Annotated in this window: 18 protein-coding genes; 12 read left to right on the forward strand and 6 right to left on the reverse strand. The window is 59.4% G+C overall.

The features are described from left to right. Positions 1–208 precede the first annotated feature (208 nt). From JS46_RS13805 to ruvX, 7 genes are all read left to right on the forward strand, one after another. A complete protein-coding gene (locus tag JS46_RS13805) occupies positions 209–1,606 on the forward strand; it encodes a sugar porter family MFS transporter (RefSeq protein WP_033752553.1) in 1,398 nt (465 codons plus the stop codon). A gap of 251 nt (positions 1,607–1,857) precedes the next feature. Next, the gene (locus tag JS46_RS13810; protein ID WP_033752556.1) at positions 1,858–2,370 is read left to right on the forward strand and encodes a SprT family zinc-dependent metalloprotease; all 513 of its coding nucleotides are present in this window, start codon (positions 1,858–1,860) and stop codon (positions 2,368–2,370) included. Between the two features lie 77 nt (positions 2,371–2,447). Continuing rightward, positions 2,448–3,155 carry a deoxyribonuclease I gene (endA, locus tag JS46_RS13815; RefSeq protein ID WP_033752250.1) on the forward strand — a complete coding sequence of 236 codons (708 nt, stop codon included), beginning with the start codon at positions 2,448–2,450 and terminating at the stop codon, positions 3,153–3,155. A 73-nt stretch (positions 3,156–3,228) separates the two neighbouring features. Further along, positions 3,229–3,960, forward strand: a complete 732-nt coding sequence (gene rsmE / locus JS46_RS13820) for a 16S rRNA (uracil(1498)-N(3))-methyltransferase (protein WP_033752252.1) — start codon at positions 3,229–3,231, stop codon at positions 3,958–3,960. Positions 3,961–4,076: 116 nt separating this feature from the next. Then, entirely contained in the window at positions 4,077–5,021 is a 945-nt protein-coding gene (gshB, locus tag JS46_RS13825) for a glutathione synthase (protein ID WP_033752255.1), read from the forward strand. An 81-nt stretch (positions 5,022–5,102) separates the two neighbouring features. After that, a complete protein-coding gene (locus tag JS46_RS13830; protein WP_033752258.1) occupies positions 5,103–5,666 on the forward strand; it encodes a YqgE/AlgH family protein in 564 nt (187 codons plus the stop codon). Further along, the gene (ruvX, locus tag JS46_RS13835; protein ID WP_033752261.1) at positions 5,666–6,082 is read left to right on the forward strand and encodes a Holliday junction resolvase RuvX; all 417 of its coding nucleotides are present in this window, start codon (positions 5,666–5,668) and stop codon (positions 6,080–6,082) included. Before JS46_RS13830 ends, ruvX begins: the two co-directional genes overlap by 1 nt. Here the strand turns inward: ruvX and JS46_RS13840 are convergent. Then, positions 6,051–7,103 carry a type IV pilus twitching motility protein PilT gene (locus JS46_RS13840; protein WP_051905622.1) on the reverse strand — a complete coding sequence of 351 codons (1,053 nt, stop codon included), beginning with the start codon at positions 7,101–7,103 and terminating at the stop codon, positions 6,051–6,053. The genes ruvX and JS46_RS13840 overlap by 32 nt on opposite strands. A gap of 16 nt (positions 7,104–7,119) precedes the next feature. Between JS46_RS13840 and JS46_RS13845 the strand changes: the two genes are divergently transcribed. From JS46_RS13845 to hemW, 4 genes are read left to right on the forward strand one after another with little or no spacing between them, the layout of a single operon-like run. Then, positions 7,120–7,827 carry a YggS family pyridoxal phosphate-dependent enzyme gene (locus JS46_RS13845; RefSeq protein WP_033752263.1) on the forward strand — a complete coding sequence of 236 codons (708 nt, stop codon included), beginning with the start codon at positions 7,120–7,122 and terminating at the stop codon, positions 7,825–7,827. A gap of 12 nt (positions 7,828–7,839) precedes the next feature. Further along, positions 7,840–8,394: a YggT family protein gene (locus JS46_RS13850; RefSeq protein WP_033752264.1), complete on the forward strand. Its 555-nt coding sequence runs from the start codon at positions 7,840–7,842 to the stop codon at positions 8,392–8,394. A gap of 17 nt (positions 8,395–8,411) precedes the next feature. After that, positions 8,412–9,005, forward strand: a complete 594-nt coding sequence (locus JS46_RS13855; RefSeq protein ID WP_033752265.1) for an XTP/dITP diphosphatase — start codon at positions 8,412–8,414, stop codon at positions 9,003–9,005. Continuing rightward, on the forward strand, positions 8,998–10,137 hold the full coding sequence (hemW, locus tag JS46_RS13860; RefSeq protein ID WP_033752268.1) for a radical SAM family heme chaperone HemW: 1,140 nt from the start codon (positions 8,998–9,000) through the stop codon (positions 10,135–10,137). Before JS46_RS13855 ends, hemW begins: the two co-directional genes overlap by 8 nt. A gap of 37 nt (positions 10,138–10,174) precedes the next feature. Here the strand turns inward: hemW and JS46_RS13865 are convergent, their stop codons facing one another. The 5 genes from JS46_RS13865 to JS46_RS13885 all read right to left on the reverse strand — a co-directional run bounded on the left by JS46_RS13865 (position 10,175) and on the right by JS46_RS13885 (position 16,690). Next, positions 10,175–11,245, reverse strand: coding sequence for an ABC transporter ATP-binding protein (locus JS46_RS13865; protein ID WP_033752270.1), 1,071 nt, complete (start codon positions 11,243–11,245; stop codon positions 10,175–10,177). After that, positions 11,238–13,007 (reverse strand): iron ABC transporter permease, encoded by a 1,770-nt coding sequence (locus JS46_RS13870; RefSeq protein ID WP_033752272.1) that lies wholly within the window; start codon positions 13,005–13,007, stop codon positions 11,238–11,240. Before JS46_RS13870 ends, JS46_RS13865 begins: the two co-directional genes overlap by 8 nt. Before the next feature lie 71 nt (positions 13,008–13,078). Beyond that, entirely contained in the window at positions 13,079–14,167 is a 1,089-nt protein-coding gene (locus JS46_RS13875; protein ID WP_033752275.1) for an ABC transporter substrate-binding protein, read from the reverse strand. 179 nt (positions 14,168–14,346) lie between these two features. Then, complete coding sequence (locus tag JS46_RS13880) at positions 14,347–15,045, reverse strand: response regulator (protein WP_033752278.1); 699 nt, start codon at positions 15,043–15,045, stop codon at positions 14,347–14,349. Beyond that, entirely contained in the window at positions 15,032–16,690 is a 1,659-nt protein-coding gene (locus JS46_RS13885; protein ID WP_033752281.1) for a sensor histidine kinase, read from the reverse strand. The genes JS46_RS13880 and JS46_RS13885 overlap by 14 nt, the downstream gene beginning before the upstream one ends. Positions 16,691–17,096: 406 nt before the next feature. On the opposite strand from JS46_RS13885, the gene cspA reads away from it, so the two are divergent. After that, a complete protein-coding gene (gene cspA, locus JS46_RS13890; protein WP_023479762.1) occupies positions 17,097–17,309 on the forward strand; it encodes an RNA chaperone/antiterminator CspA in 213 nt (70 codons plus the stop codon). Positions 17,310–17,440 lie beyond the last annotated feature (131 nt).

Consider the following 17,440-nt stretch of genomic DNA (forward strand, 5'->3'; position numbering starts at 1 on the left):
TCCTCTGATAGCCGATAATTGACGCCATGTCGGAAACTTAACAAGTGCTATACCTTACTGGTTAGTTAACCTTTTTGGGCTGAATATGCTGAATTTCAGGGTTTCAGCGTGTGTAAGCGATTACATTAGCGTGATCGTCCTCACTTTTTACCCGAGAAAGGTTTTTTAACATTAGATAACAACAATGATGGATAAACTCGGAGGCAACATGCCTGGCAACACTCACAAAAGCAGAACCTCAAACAAGGCAATGACCTTGTTTGTCTGCTTTCTTGCAGCTCTCGCAGGGCTGTTATTTGGACTGGATATCGGTGTTATCGCAGGTGCGCTGCCGTTTATCGCCAAAGACTTTAACGTTACCGCACACCAGCAGGAGTGGATCGTTAGCTCCATGATGTTTGGCGCAGCGGTCGGCGCGGTCGGCTCCGGCTGGATGTCGTCGCGTCTCGGTCGTAAAAAGAGCCTGATGGCCGGCGCCATTCTGTTCGTTATCGGTTCGCTCTGGTCCGCCATGGCACCGAACCCGGAAATGCTGATCGTCGCACGCGTAGTGCTGGGTCTCGCCGTCGGCGTTGCCTCTTACACTGCGCCGCTCTACCTGTCTGAAATCGCGCCGGAAAAAATTCGCGGCTCGATGATTTCGCTCTATCAGCTGATGATTACCATCGGGATTCTCGGCGCCTACCTCTCCGACACCGCCTTCAGCGCGTCCGGCGACTGGCGCTGGATGCTGGGCATCATCACTATTCCGGCGGTGCTGCTGCTGGTGGGCGTCTTCTTCCTGCCCAACAGTCCGCGCTGGCTGGCGGCCAGAGGCGATTTCCGCGACGCCCAGCGCGTGCTGGATCGTCTGCGCGACACCAGCGAGCAGGCGAAACGCGAGCTGGAAGAGATCCGCGAGAGCCTGAAGATCAAGCAGTCAGGCTGGCAGCTGTTCCAGAGCAACAGCAACTTCCGCCGCGCGGTGTTCCTCGGCGTACTGCTGCAGGTGATGCAGCAGTTCACCGGTATGAACGTCATCATGTACTACGCGCCAAAGATTTTTGAAATCGCCGGCTTCACCAATACCACCGAGCAGATGTGGGGCACCGTTATCGTTGGCCTGGTCAACGTACTGGCGACCTTTATCGCTATCGGTCTGGTGGACCGCTGGGGCCGTAAACCGACGCTGATCCTGGGCTTCCTGGTGATGGCGGCGGGTATGGGCGTGCTGGGCACCATGCTGCATATGGGCATCCATTCGCAGGGCGCGCAGTACTTTGCTATCGCCATGCTGCTGATGTTTATCGTCGGCTTCGCCATGAGCGCCGGCCCGCTGATTTGGGTGCTGTGTTCGGAAATCCAGCCGCTGAAAGGCCGCGACTTCGGTATTACCGTTTCGACCGCGACCAACTGGATCGCCAACATGATTGTCGGCGCGACCTTCCTGACCATGCTGAATACGCTGGGCAACGCGAACACCTTCTGGGTCTATGCGCTGCTGAACGTCTTCTTCATTGTGCTGACGTTGATGCTGATTCCGGAAACCAAAAACGTTTCGCTGGAGCACATCGAGCGCAACCTGATGTCCGGCAAGAAACTGCGCGATATCGGTTCAAACAACTAAGTTACTCAGGCGGGCCAAAAGGCCCGCCTGAAGCGGTTAGCAATGTGCGGACACGGGTGACAAGGCCCGATCGCAAAGACGCAAAAGCGCCATCCATGGCGGCTCGGCCCGCGCAGTCCCTTGCGCGGGACGCTTTGCTCTTCGGTCCTTGTCACCCGTGTTTTGAGTCTGTTAGCCGTCTGAAGGCGGGCCTTATGGCCCGCCTTTTTTATTTGATTGAGTTCTTCGCCCGCGCCGCCTATGCTTCCGGCATGAAAACGCCCCGACTTCCCATCGCTCTCCAGCAGGCCGTTATGCGCTCGCTGCGCCATTTTTTACAGCTTGCCAGCGACAGGCTGGAGCGCCCGTTTGCCGAACCGGCGCTGGTCTATCAGCAGCGCGGCACGGCGGCAGGCACCGCCTGGCTGGAAAAGTGGGAAATTCGCCTCAATCCGGTGCTGCTGCTGGAAAACCAGCAGGCGTTCGTCGATGAAGTGGTGCCGCACGAGCTGGCGCATCTGCTGGTATGGAAAGTCTTTGGCCGCGTGCCGCCGCACGGCAAAGAGTGGAAGTGGATGATGCAGGAGGTGCTTGGCGTGCCCGCGCGTCGCACCCATCAGTTCGAAATCGCCTCGGTGCGCGCCGCCACCTTCCCCTACCGCTGCGGATGCCAGCAGCATCACCTCACGGTACGCCGCCACAACCGCGTGCTGCGCGGCGAAAGCGAATACCGCTGCGTGCGCTGCAAAAGCCTGCTAAAACCGGGCGACTATTCGCCAGCCTGAGGCTATTCCCATTCCGCTCGCGACGTCATTCTGCTACCCTGCCGCACTTTTTTACCGACTGAGAATAATTCCGCAACATGTCTCGCAAAATTATCTGTGCCGTCGCGCTGCTGCTCTCCCCTTTCGCTGCCCAGGCGATCGCACTGAACAACTACCATCAGAATAACTTTCAGCAGGCGAAAACCTTCGCTGCGGCGATCAACGCCGACGCGCCCGGCTCCTTCTACTGCGGTTGTAAAATCAGCTGGCAGGGTAAAAAAGGCATACCCGATCTCAACAGCTGCGGCTATCAGGTGCGTAAAAACGCCAACCGCGCCGGCCGTATCGAGTGGGAACATGTTATGCCCGCCTGGGAGTTTGGCCACCAGCGCCAGTGCTGGCAGAACGGCGGCCGCAAAAACTGCAGCAAAGACGCTGACTATCGCCGCATCGAAAGCGATCTGCATAATCTGCAGCCCGCCGTCGGCGAGGTCAACGGCGACCGCGGCAACTTCGCCTACAGCCAGTGGAACGGCGGCGAACAGCAGTATGGCCAGTGCGCCATGAAGGTGGACTTCAAGAACAAGCAGGCCGAGCCGCCCGCCCGCGCTCGCGGCGCCATTGCGCGCACCTACTTCTATATGCGCGACCAGTATCACTTGCGCCTGTCGCGCCAGCAGACTCAGCTTTTCACCGTCTGGGACAAGCTCTATCCGGTCTCCAGCTGGGAGTGCGAACGCGACCAGCGCATCGCGCGCGTGCAGAGTAATCACAATCCTTATGTGCAGCAGGCTTGCCAGCGTTAAAATCACTGCCCTACACTAACGTCTTCTCGATATTGCCGCGCCGGGTGCGCGGCGCTCAGCTTTCAGGGCCTGTATGCGCATACCTCGCATTTATCATTCCGAACCTTTAACCAGCGGCAGCGAGATCGCGCTGGACGAAGACGCCTCTAACCACGTTGGACGCGTTCTGCGCATGACCAGCGGCCAGCGTCTGGAACTCTTTGATGGCACTAATCTGACTTTTGCGGCAGAGATCACTCTTGTCGATAAAAAGCGTGTAAAAGTAAGAGTCCTTGAAGGCCAGCCCGACGATCGTGAGTCTCCCCTGTTTCTGCATCTCGGCCAGGTGATGTCGCGCGGCGAAAAGATGGAGTTCACTATCCAGAAATCGATTGAGCTGGGCGTGAGCGTGATTACTCCACTTTTTTCCGAACGCTGCGGCGTAAAGCTGGATGCCGAACGGCTGGCGAAAAAACGCCAGCAGTGGCAAAAAATCGCTATCGCCGCCTGCGAACAGTGCGGACGCAATCGCGTGCCGGAAATCCGCCCGGCGATGACGCTGGAGGCCTGGTGCGCCGAGGCCGACGACGGCCTGAAACTTAACCTGCATCCGCGCGCGCAGCAGAGCATCAACACGCTGCCGCAGCCGGTCGAGCGGGTTCGCCTGCTGATCGGCCCGGAAGGCGGGCTAAGCGCCGAGGAGATTGCCATGACCGGCGAGCGCGGTTTTACCGATATTTTGCTCGGCCCGCGCGTTTTACGTACGGAAACTACCGCGCTGACCGCGATTACGGCACTCCAGGTGAGGTTTGGCGATCTCGGCTAGGGAATAATCAGGGTTTATATTAAGACGCGCGCAGCACTTACTGGCGTCCTGACTGGTCAGCCTGCGCTGACCGCACAGAACGAGGCGGAAAAGACCGCCTCTCTGAGGAGAGAATAATGATTAAACTTGGCATCGTTATGGACCCCATCGCGTCCATTAACATTAAAAAAGACACCAGCTTCGCCATGTTGCTGGAAGCACAGCGCCGCGGTTACGAAATTCACTATATGGAGATGGCCGATCTCTCGCTGCGCGGCGGCGTCTCTTACGCCCGCACCCGCCTGCTGAGCGTCGATCAGAACTATGATAAATGGTATGAGTTCGGCAGCGAGCAGGAGATCAAGCTGGCCGATCTCAACGTGGTCCTGATGCGTAAGGATCCGCCGTTCGATACCGAGTTTATCTACGCTACCTATATTCTGGAGCGCGCCGAAGAGCAAGGCACGCTGATCGTCAACAAGCCGCAGAGCCTGCGCGACTGTAACGAGAAGCTCTACACCGCCTGGTTCTCGGAGTTCACGCCGGATACGCTGGTGACGCGCAGCAAAGAGAAACTGCGCGCCTTCTGGCAGGAGCACGGCGACATTATCATGAAGCCGCTGGACGGCATGGGCGGCGCATCGATTTTTCGCGTCAAGCAGGATGACCCGAACTTCGGCGTGATCACCGAGACGCTGACCAACCACGGCCAGTTCTTCTGCATGGCACAGAACTATCTGCCGGCCATTAAAGAAGGCGACAAGCGCGTGCTGGTAGTGGACGGCGAGCCGGTGCCTTACTGCCTGGCGCGCATCCCGCAGGGCGGCGAAACGCGCGGCAACCTGGCGGCAGGCGGCCGCGGCGAAGCGCGCCCGCTGAGCGAAAGCGACTGGGAAATTGCCCGCCGCGTTGGCCCGACGCTGAAAGCAAAAGGATTGATTTTTGTCGGCCTGGATATCATTGGTGATAAACTCACTGAAGTGAACGTCACCAGCCCGACCTGCGTGCGTGAAATCGAAGCCGCATTCCCGATCTCCATCACCGGTATGTTGATGGACGCTATCGAGAAGCGTCTGGGCTGAGCATGACCCTGGAGCCAGGCTCCGTGATCAACCCAAACCGGCGCATACCCGCGCCGGCTATTTTTGGTACATCGAGTGAGAATGAATTTACAGCATCATTTTTTGATTGCCATGCCTTCCCTACAGGATCCCTTTTTCAAACGCTCCGTGGTCTATATCTGCGAGCACAATGAAGAAGGCGCGATGGGTTTGATTATCAACAAGCCGATGGAAAATCTGACGGTCGAAGGCATTTTAAAGAAGCTGAAAATCACGTCAGGCGAGCGCGATCCCGCGATTCGTCTGGACAAACCGGTATTCAGCGGCGGCCCGCTGGCTGAGGATCGCGGCTTTATTCTTCACTCCGCGCAGCGCATCTTCTCTTCCAGCATCCGCATTTCCGACACCACGGTGATCACCACCTCGCGCGACGTGCTGGAATCGCTCGGCACCGCTTCGCAGCCGGAGCATGTGCTGGTGGCGCTGGGCTACTGCGCCTGGGAGAAAGATCAGCTGGAAAACGAGCTGATGGAGAACGCCTGGCTCACCACGCCCGCCAACAGCAATATTCTGTTCCAGACGCCGATCGCCGATCGCTGGCGCGAAGCGGCGCGCAGCATCGGCATCGATATTCACAGCATCGCCAGCGATGCGGGACACGCCTGATGACGACGCAAACGCTGCTGGGTTTCGACTTCGGCACCAAAAGCATCGGCGTCGCGGTCGGCCAGCAGCTGACCGGCAGCGCACGTCCGCTCGCCGCGCTGAAAGCGCAGGACGGCACGCCGGACTGGCTGCAGATCGAGCGCCTGCTGAAAGAGTGGCAGCCTGATTTTGTGGTGGTCGGCCTGCCGCTGAATATGGACGGCACCGAGCAGCCGTTGACCGCGCGCGCGCGCAAGTTCGCCAACCGTCTGCACGGCCGCTTCGGCGTGCGCGTCGAACTGCAGGACGAGCGCCTCAGCACGGTAGAAGCGCGTGCCGGCCTGTTTGAGCGCGGCGGCTATCGCGCGCTGAATAAAGGCTCGGTGGACTCGCAGTCGGCGGCGATTATTCTGCAGGACTGGTTCGAAACCCATTAAGGCCCGCCTCGCTCTCGCCTGATTCAGGAGCGACCAGCCCTTCCCGCTGCCGCGCCAGCAGGCTCTGCTCGAAGGTTTGCATGCCGGCCTGCGCGCCGGTTTGCAGCAGCGCGCCGATCTGATGCATCTTGCCGTCGCGGATCAGGTTGGCGATAGCGGGCGTGGCGATCAATACCTCAAACAGCCCGACGCGTCCGCCGTCGCGCGCCGCCGTCAGCTTCTGCGCCAGTACCGCTTTCAGACTGCCTGCCAGCTGGGCGCGCACCAGGTTTTTCTCCTCCGCCGGAAAGACATCCACCAGGCGATCGATCGCCTGCGCCGCGCCGCGCGTATGCAGCGTAGCGAGCACCAGATGGCCGGTTTCGGCGGCGGTGAGCGCCTGGCGGATAGTGTCGCCATCGCGCAGCTCGCCCAGCAGGATAACGTCGGGATCTTCACGCAGCGCGGCGCGCAGCCCGAGGCTAAACGAGGCGCAGTGCGCGCCGATTTCGCGCTGCTGGATCAGCGACCGCCGACTCTGGTGAATAAACTCGATGGGATCTTCCAGCGTAATAATGTGCTTCGCCTGCTGGCGGTTAATGGCGTCGACCAGCGCGGCAAGCGTGGTCGATTTGCCGCTGCCGGTCGCGCCAGTCACTAATATCAGCCCATCCTCCAGCTGCAGCCAGCGCGACGCCGCCAGCGGCAGGCGCAGGCTCTCCAGCCTCGGACAGCGGGTTGCCAGCGTCCGCAGCGCCAGCGACAGCCCCTGCCGCTGGCGAAACAGGCTGGCGCGCAGCCGCTGACCGTCGGCCAGCGAGAAAGCGAAGTCGGTTTGCCCCTGCGCCGCCAGCTCTTCGCGCTGTCGCGGGTCGAGATAGCGCCCGATAGCCTGCTCCAGCCAGTCGGCCGTCAGCGGCGCGAGATCGGGGATCGGCTCCAGCCTGCCGTGGCACCGCCAGCGCGGCGAATCTCCGCTGCACAGGTGCAGATCGGCGGCATTATGCTTTACACTAAGCGCCACCATTTCTTCCAACTCCATAGATAGCCTCCTGACGATGACCTCAATCCAGCACAACCTACAGCAACTGCGTCAGCGGATCCGCGCTGCCGCAACGCAATGCGGGCGCGATCCAGAAGAAGTTACGCTGCTTGCCGTCAGTAAAACCAAACCTGCGAGCGCGGTCGAAGAAGCCATCGCAGCCGGCCAGCTCGCCTTCGGCGAAAATTACGTGCAGGAAGGGGTTGAAAAGATTGAGGCGCTGGCCGCACATCCACAAGTGGAGTGGCACTTCATCGGCCCGCTGCAGTCGAATAAAAGCCGCCTGGTAGCGGAGCATTTCGCCTGGTGCCATACGGTGGATCGCCTGAAAATCGCCCAGCGCCTGAACGATCAGCGTCCCGACGCGCTGCCGCCGCTGAATGTGTTGATTCAGGTAAATATCAGTGACGAAAACAGCAAATCTGGCATCATGCTGGAGGATTTGCCCGAACTGGCGCAGCAGGTTGCCGCGCTGCCGCGGCTGCAGCTGCGCGGCCTGATGGCGATCCCGGCGCCGGAGAGCGACTACGCGCGCCAGCTGGCGGTGTGTCAGCGGATGGCCGACGCCTTCCGTCAGCTGAAGCAGCACTATCCCGACGTCGATACGCTTTCTCTGGGAATGAGCGACGACATGAAAGCGGCTATTGCCGCAGGCAGCACCATGGTGCGCATCGGCACCGCGATTTTCGGCGCGCGGGATTATGCGCGCAACCCACAACAATAATTGAGGAACCTCATGTTAACACTGACGTTTTTAGTCAAAACGCTGATCGACCTGTATGTGATGGTGCTGCTGCTGCGCATCTGGATGCAGTGGTCGCGCTGCGACTTTTATAACCCGCTGTCGCAGTTCGTGGTGAAGATCACCCAGCCGATTATCAAGCCGCTGCGCCGCATTATTCCGGCTATTGGTCCGATCGATACCGCCTCGCTGCTGCTGGCGTTTGTGCTGACGACGCTGAAATACCCGATTTTGCTGCTGATCCAGGTCGGCGCCTTCTCGGTCGATCCGGCCAATCTGCTGGTCGGCCTGCTGTCGCTGGTGAAATCCGCCGGTTATCTGGTGTTCTGGGTGATCATCATTCGCTCGCTGATGAGCTGGATCAGCCAGGGACGCGGCCCGCTGGACTATGTGCTGGTGCAGCTGACTGAACCGCTGATGTCGCCGATTCGCCGTATTCTGCCTGCGATGGGCGGCATCGACTTCTCGGCGATGATTGTGATCCTGGTGCTCTACGCCCTGAACTTCCTCGGCATGGACCTGTTTCCAGGCCTCTGGTTTCTGCTGTAAATATGACTGGAACTGCTATGCAAAAAGTTGTGCTCGCCACCGGCAATCCCGGCAAGGTACGTGAACTGGCGGATCTCCTCTCCGCCTTTGGCCTGGATATCGTGGCGCAAACCGATCTGGGCGTGGAGTCGGCGGAAGAAACCGGCCTGACCTTTATCGAAAACGCCATTCTGAAAGCGCGTCAGGCCGCGCAGATCACCGGCCTGCCCGCCATCGCCGACGATTCGGGCCTCGCGGTGGATGCGCTGGGCGGCGCGCCCGGCATCTATTCGGCGCGCTACGCCGGAGAGGCGGCCAGCGATCGGGAGAACCTTGAGAAACTGCTGAACGCGCTGGAAACGGTGCCGGACGGCGAACGTCAGGCGCAGTTCCACTGCGTGCTGGTCTATCTGCGCCATGCGGAAGATCCGACGCCGCTGGTGTTCCACGGCAGCTGGGCGGGCGAAATCACCCGCTCCGCCGCCGGCGAAGGCGGTTTCGGCTACGATCCGATTTTCTACGTGCCCGAACTGGGCAAAACCGCCGCCGAGCTAAGCAAAACGGAAAAAGGCGCGGTTTCTCATCGAGGCAAAGCATTGACGCTGCTGCTGGAAGCGATGCGCAATGCCTGATTTACCGCCGTTAAGCCTCTACATCCATATTCCGTGGTGCGTGCAGAAGTGCCCCTACTGCGACTTCAACTCCCATGCGTTAAAAGGCGAGGTGCCGCACGTCGAGTATGTGCAGCACCTGCTGCGCGATCTGGAAAACGACCTGCCGCTGACCCACGGTCGCGCCGTGCGCACCATTTTTATCGGCGGCGGCACGCCGAGCCTGCTGAGCGGCGAAGCGATGCAGATGCTGATGGACGGCGTGCGCGCGCGACTGCCGCTGGCGGCGGATGCGGAGATCACCATGGAGGCCAATCCCGGCACCGTAGAGGCTGACCGTTTCAGCGCCTATCAGCTGGCGGGCATTAATCGTATCTCTATCGGCGTGCAGAGCTTCGACCCGCAGAAGCTGGAGCGGCTGGGACGCATTCACGGCCCGGACGAGGCGAAGCGCGCCGCGCAGCTGGCTGAGGGGCTGCATCTGCGCAGCTTTAACCTCGATTTGATGCACGGCCTGCCCGATCAGTCGCTGGAGGAGGCGCTGAGCGACCTGAAGCAGGCGATCGCGCTCAACCCGCCGCATCTCTCCTGGTATCAGCTGACTATCGAGCCGAATACGCTGTTCGGCTCGCGTCCGCCGACGCTGCCGGACGACGACGCGCTGTGGGATATCTTCGAGCAAGGAGATCGTCTGCTGACCGCCGCCGGCTATCAGCAGTATGAGACCTCCGCCTACGCGAAGCCGGGCTATCGCTGCGAGCACAACCTCAACTACTGGCGCTTCGGCGACTACCTCGGCATCGGCTGCGGCGCGCACGGCAAGCTGACCCAGCCTGACGGGCGTATCGTGCGCACCGTGAAGACGCGCCACCCGCGCGGCTTTATGCAGGGCCGCTATCAGGAGAAGCAGTATGAGGTCGACGACGCGGAGAAGCCATTCGAGTACTTCATGAACCGTTTCCGCCTGCTGGAAGCGGCGCCGCGCGAGGAGTTTACGCGCTATACCGGCCTGAGCGAGCAGACCATTCGCCCACAGATGGATGCGGCGATCGCAGCAGGCTACGTCGCGGAGAGCGCCACGCACTGGCAGATAACGGAAAAAGGTAAGCTGTTTTTGAACTCGCTGCTGGAGCTGTTTTTGGCGGAGGAGTAAGGGGAAACAACGAGGGCGGCGCAGGCCGCCCTTACTGTTATGCCTTCGGGAAGATCCACAAATGGTTTTCCGGCAGCGCCAGATAGCAGTGCTGCGGGTCGCGCACCTCATGGCCGTAGGCGCGAATAGCAAAATCGTCGCCTGCGGTGCGGAACAGGTACTCCCAGCGATCGCCGAGATACATGCTGGTGACCAGCGGCAGTTCCAGCTGGTTCTCGCCCGGCCCTTCCACCAGCCTCACGCGCTCTACGCGGATCACCGCCGTGGCCTCCTGGCCCTGCTGCACACCTTCTCCCGCTCTGCCCCACAGGCTCCAGCCTTTGCCCTCGATACGCGCTTTACCGTCGCGCAGCTCGGCGATTTTTCCGTGCAGCCGGTTGTTGCTGCCCATGAACTCAGCGGTGAAAAGAGTTTTCGGCGAGCCGTACATCTCCTGCGGCGTGCCCTGCTGCTCGATCTTGCCGTTATTCAGCAGCAGGATGCGGTCGGAAATCGCCATCGCCTCGTTTTGGTCGTGCGTCACCATCAGCGCCGACAGCCCGAGCTTGATAATCAACTCACGCAGGAAGACGCGCGCCTCTTCGCGCAGTTTGGCGTCGAGGTTCGATAGCGGCTCATCCAGCAGGATCACCGGTGGGTTATAGACCAGCGCACGGCCGATGGCGACGCGCTGCTGCTGTCCGCCGGAAAGCTGGTGCGGATGGCGCTTGCCCAGATGGCCCAGCCCCAGCTGGTTGAGTACGTCCTGCACCCGCTGATTAATCTCCGCGGAAGCGATCTTACGCAGCTTTAACGGATAGGCCACGTTCTCAAACACCGTCTTATGCGGCCACAGCGCGTATGACTGAAACACCAGCCCGAGGTTGCGCTCTTCCGCCGGGATCTCACTGCGCGGCGTACCGGCATACACCTGGTTTTTGCCGATGATAATCTTGCCCTGCGTCGGCTTTTCCAGCCCGGCGACGGCGCGCAGCAGCGTGGTTTTGCCGCTGCCGGAGGGGCCAAGCAGCGACACCACTTCGCCGCGCTGTAAATTCATGGAGACCCCTTTCAGAACCGGGTTGTCGCCATAGGTTAAATGCAGATCTTCTACTGATAATTCAATCATGTAATTTAACTCCAAATCGCAGGGCGATACCCAGGCCTACCACCACCAGCAGGATGTTAATAAAGGAGAGCGCGGCGACGATATCGATCGCGCCCGCGGCCCACAGGGAAACCAGCATTGAGCCGATGGTTTCCGTACCGGGCGACAGCAGATAAACGCCGGTGGAGTATTCGCGTTCAAAAATCAGGAACATCAGCAGCCAGGAGCCGATCAGGCCGTAGCGTGAGAGCGGGATCGTCACGTGGCGCGTAATCTGCCCGCGCGTGGCGCCGGTGCTGCGCGCCGCCTCTTCCAGCTCGGGCCCTACCTGCAGCAGCGTCGAGGAGATCAGCCGCAGGCCATAGGCCATCCACACCACGGTGTAAGCCAGCCAGACGCTGAAGATGGTGCTGCGCAGCGAGCGCAGCCAGACGATGAGGTTATCGCGCAGCCACTGCGACCAGGCGAAATCGGAAAGCCAGCCCGATTTAAGCGAGTTGTCCAGCCACAGCGGCAGGAACAAAAACACCCAGAGAAACGCCAGGCCCGCCAGCAGCCCTGGCACGGCGCGCGGCACCAGCACACTGTAGTCGAGGAAGCGCGTGGTGTTGTCAGGCTTGCGGTGCATGGCGATGCCGATGAACAGGTAGCATCCCACCGCTAACGCGCCGCCGATCACGCCGATCGCCATGGAGTTGACGATGGCGCGCAGCAGATTTGGCTGCGCCCAGATAGTCTGAAAAGTTTTGATCGACAGCTCGTCCCACAGCGAGACGCCGACGCCCCAGTTAGAGATAAAGGCGCGCAGCACCACGCCCAGCAGCGGCACGCCAATGGTTACGGTCAACCAGAACGCCACTACCGCGCCCGCCACCCAGCGCCATTTCCCCAGCGGCAAGGCGCGCGCCTGGGAAGCTTTGCCCTTAACGGTCACGAAGCGGTTAGCGGTGCGCATCAGGCGACGCTGCAGCATCACCAGCGGAATGGTAATGCAGATCAGCACCACGGCCACCGCGGCCATCAGGTGATACGAAGGCGTGCCGAGCTTATTGGTCAGCTGGTAGAGATAGGTCGCCAGCACCATATTGCCTTCAGGATCGCCCAGCACCAGCATCAGGCCGAAGACTTCCAGTCCGAGAAAGAACAGCAGCACCACGGCATAGAGGATCGAGGGGCGCACCATCGGCAGGCTCACCGCCGTCATCACCTGCAGCGGCGAGGCGCCGGCGATGCGCGCCGCCTCCTCGACATCCGATCCCACGCTGCGCAGCGCCGAGGAGATATAGAGATAGGCATGGGGAACGTGCGTCAGCCCGGCAATCACCACGATGCTCGACATGTCGTAGATATTCCACGGCACAAAACCGAGCAGGGACTGCGCCCACAGCGAGAAGAAGCCGACCGGCCCGGCGGCCACCACATAGCCGAAACCCAGCACCATTGGCGAGACGAAGATCGGCACGAGGATCAGCGGCTCGATAATGCGTCTGCCCGGCAGGTCGGTACGCACCATCAGAAACGCCAGGATGCCGCCCAGCGGAATGGCGATGATCACCAGCCCAAAGGCGAGAATAAAGCCGCTTTTTAGCGCCTTGTAGAAGTCGGGGTCGGTGAAAATAAATTCAAATGACTCCAGGCTCCACTCTTTTGACGGCGCAAAAAAGGGGGCGGATAAAAAGCTCTGGATGACGATAAACGACAGCGGTACATAGATAACCAGCGCGGTTAACAGCACCACGACGCCGCGCGGCAGGCTTTGCCACTTTCTGCGCAATGCATTCATATTGAGACCCTGAATGGCGAAATCTGAGGAAAGAGAAGCGCGACGCAGCGGGCCGCGCTTCCGAACTGCCGTTATTTACCGGCGGCTGCGCGCCACTGTTTGATGTAATCCAGACGTTTTTTCGGCTGCAGGTACTCCAGCAGGCTTTCGTCTACCGGGATAGGCTTCAGCGCATTGCCTAACATTTTGGTCAGGCCGTCGATATCGTTTTTGCCTTCGATATCGTTACGCAGCGAGGGAATGTCGGCCTGATTCGCCAGAATGGTTTGCCCTTTTTCAGAGAGCACGTAATCGAGCCACAGCTTCGCCGCATGGCTGTTCTGCGCCTGCTGGCTGATAAAGGAGACGCGCGACAGCACCAGCGTGTAATCCTTCGGATAAGATATGCCCAGCGAAGGATCGGTTTTGGCGCGGGCTTCGGCATAGGAGCCGAGAATATTGAAGCCGATCAGGTTTTCGCCGGAGGAGACCCGCTCCATCATGGTGCCGGTAGAGGACTGTACCGCTAATCCGCCCTTCGCCACTTCAGACAAGGTTTTGAAATATTGCGGATCGGCTTTGGAATCCTGCACCGACAGCATAAAGCCCAGCCCCGATTTTTCGATATCGTAGGTGGTGACTTTGCTCTTGAATTTGTCGGTCTGACTGGCGATCAGCTTCGCCAGCGCGGCGTGTGAATCGGGCACCTCGCCAGCCGGGATCAGCCGCTTGTTATAGATAATCACCACCGGCTCGTAGGTGGTACCGTACGCGCGGTTTTTCCACACCGCCCACTTCGGCAGCTGAGCGAGCTCGGGCGACTGATACTCTTGGGCATAGTCGGTCGCCAGCTTCAGGCCGGTATCCATGGAGGAGCTCCAGACCACGTCGCCGCTGGTGCCGCCGGAGGCCTGCTCGCTGATAAAACGGTTGTACAGCTCGGTGCTGTTCATGTCGTTATATTCGACTTTGATGCCGGGATAGGTGGCTTCGAACCCCTTGATCAGCGGCCCTGCGGCTTTGGTGTCGGTGGTGGAATAGATCACCACTTTGCCTTCTTTGGTCGCGGCGTCGATAACGCCCTGATAGTCCGCCGGATAGCCCTGCGGCGGCGCGGAGAAGGCGGAACAGGAGATTAATACGGTAGCGGCAACCAGAGTAAGAGGATATTTGTTCGACATTATATTTAACCTTTTAGTTACACTTTAGGAACTAAGGGTCAACATAGCCGATCGGGTCCGCCAGACAAGAGGTGCCCAGGCGTTATCTTCGCGAAGTGTGATTATTGGCGTTTTTTCGGCAATTAACACCATTAAAACCACGTAGGCGACGCGTGCCCTTATTGCGCGCGATCACACTATTACAGGCCGCTAATTTTGCGATAGAGCCGCCGCGGATGGCCGATATTGCCATACTGCATTTCGACGCCTATAAAGCCGATCTCCACGCAATACTCCAGATAACGGCGGCCGGTGGTTTTACTGATCCCGACGCTCTCTACCACCTGCTCCACCGACCAGCTGCGGTCAGGCGCATCGCTGAAAAAGCGTTTAACTCGCGTCAGGGTCAGAGACTCGATGCCTTTAGTCGACGGCGCGGGCGGCGCGTCGCTGGCTGGCAGGTTGAACAGCTTGTCCAGCGCATGCTGGTCCACATTGGTCATCTGGCGCATCGTCTGCACCAGCAGCATAAAGCGCTCCAGCGAGGCGCGCAGGCGGTGAAAAAAGACCGGCTTGAGCAGATAGTCCAGCGCGCCGCTGCGCATCGCATGGCTACAGGTCTGCATGTCGCTCGCGGCGGTAATAAAGATCACGGAGCAGTCAAAACGCTTCAGCAGTGGGTCGTCGATCAGCGTGACGCCCTGCCCGTCCGGCAGATAATTGTCGAGCAGCACCAGCCGCGGCTGATGCTGCTCGATCAGCTGGCGCGCCTGCTCCAGCGTGGCCGCAATGCCCGCCACGCGCAGATGGAAATGCTGCTCGATAAACTCGCGGTGCAAATCGGCGAGATGCGGCTCATCTTCCACAATCACCACCTTGAGCGGCTTAGCGTTGTTCATAAGAAATTCCTGTCGAAGCGGCGGACGGGAACGGGATAAAAATGGTGAAAATCGTTCCCTGCGGCGCATTGTCGTTGATTTCGATGCTACCGCCCGCCTGATGAACGTATCCTGCCGCCAGATAGAGGCCAATGCCGTGCTCCGAGCCGAGCGGATCGTCGCCGCAGGAGGGCTTGCTGGTCACGCCCTGCTCGAACAGATGCGGCTTCAGCTGTTCGTCCACGCCGCAGCCCTGATCGGCCACTTCGATCAACAGCTCCTGATTGCGGTCGGAAATATAGAGCTCCACCGGCGGTGCAGGTTTTTTCACGTTGAGCGTAGCGTCTACGGCGTTATCCAGCACGTTGCCCACCACCGACATCAGCGCGGTTTCGCTAATGGTCGCGGGGATGCGCATGAGCTGGCAGGCGGGATCGAACTGTAGCTCGACCCCTTTTTCCCGCGCGCTGACATATTTCCCCAGCAGCAGTCCGCACAGCGCTGGCGAAGTAAAGCGCGCCGAGACGAAATCGAGCACCTGCTGCGCGCCGGCGGACTGCGCCTGAATATAGCGCATCGCATCGTCGTAGCGCTGCATCTGCAGCAGCCCCACCAGCGTGGCGGTCCAGTTGAGCTGTTCGTGGCGCATAATGCGCAGGTTATCCGCATAGCGCTTTACCTGGCTCAGCTGGCTGCTCAGGGTGTTGATGTCGTTTTTATCGCGGAAGCTGCAGACCCAGCCGCCCGGCACGCCAGGTTCAAGATCGATAGCGACCCGGTTGACGATCACCTGACGCTGATTCAGGACGGTGATCTGATCGTGCTGGCGTCCGCTCTCTTGTCCGCCGCTCTGGCTGAGAAAAGCGGGATGGATCTGCATCACCTCATGCAGCGGCTTGCCCAGCAGTTCGCTCTCGCTGCGATCGAGCTCCAGCAGCTCTCTGGCGGCGCGATTGATTAAGATCAGCTGCTTTTCGGCGTTAACGGCGAACACCCCTTCATACATCGCCTCGAGCAGCGCTTTTTGCTGCAGCACCAGCAGCGCGATATCTTTCGGCTCCAGCCAGAACATCTGCTTCTTGAGGTTGCGGCTAAAAGCCCATGAAAATATAAACAGCAAAATCAGCAGCGCCAGGCCGTACAGGCTCGCCTGCCACAGCAGGCTGACGTTGATATTGGCGATATAGGAGGTGAGATAACCGACCGAGACGATGCCGATCACCTGATGGCGGGCATCAAAGATGGGGGCCTTGCTGCGCAGCGATACGCCGATGCCGCCCTTCCGCACCGAAATAATGGTTTTCCCCTGCAGCACCTCGGCGTTATCGCCGCCAATCAGCGGCAAGTTAAGGCGCTCGGGCGATTCAGAGTGGTAGAGATGCTGCTCGCGCGCGTCGCCGATCACGATATAGCTCGCGTCGCTTTGCTCGCGCAGCGGCTGGATCAGGCGGGCGATGGCCGCGATATCGCGGCTCGCCACCTTCTCCGCCAGGCCGGGCATCAGCGCAATTTCGCTCGCCTGCACGCGCGCGCGCTGCCCCAGATCGTGATGCAGCTGCCGGTCGATAAAATGAAACAGGATCGCGCCCTGCAGCGCTAGCAGCAGGCAGGAAAACAGCACCAGAGAGAGAAAGAGTTTTACCTGAAAAGGCAATCTGCGTTTCATACAACCCGTTATACAGGAGCGAGTGCGCGGCATCAGGCAAGACTATCATGCGCGCAGGCGGCCAGCGGCTGGCTAAGCCCAGAGTTGTGAACTGGCTACCATCTCAGCGAGACGGGTGACGTGTTGCATTAGCGGATAAGTCCGCAAAGCTTCTATCCATGCAGCCGTCCAGGTGTATAAGTGGTTAAAATAAATTAATATAAATGTTGCCAGACCTCATGCCCTGTGGCTTAATAGCGCCATCGGTTTGGAATACAGACCTTATGAAAGCAGTTTTAGTAAAGCAGTCCTCAGTTCAAGTGTTATCCAAAGATACCCTTCTTCGTGAGCTCCTCCTAAGCGCCCCATAAGTAATTCTCAGGCCATCATCGCCGCTTTAAGTGGCTCATAAATTAAGGAAATATCTATGTCTAACAAAATGACTGGTTTAGTAAAATGGTTCAACTCTGACAAAGGTTTCGGCTTCATCACTCCGGACGACGGCAGCAAAGATGTATTCGTACACTTCTCTGCAATCCAGAGCGACAGCTACAAAACCCTCGACGAAGGCCAGAAAGTCTCTTTCACCATCGAAAATGGTGCTAAAGGCCCTGCTGCCGGCAACGTCACCGCGCTGTAAGACGCGCCTGTTATCAGCGACGCTTACAATAGCGATGAAGGCGCAAGCCTGAGCGGCTAAGCTGCCGCTGATAATGAAAAAAACCCGCCCTGTGCGGGTTTTTTCATATCTGTTTCCCCTCGAGCGGCCCG

It is taken from the genome of Pantoea sp. NGS-ED-1003 (assembly GCF_000738765.1).
GTDB lineage: Bacteria > Pseudomonadota > Gammaproteobacteria > Enterobacterales > Enterobacteriaceae > Pantoea > Pantoea septica.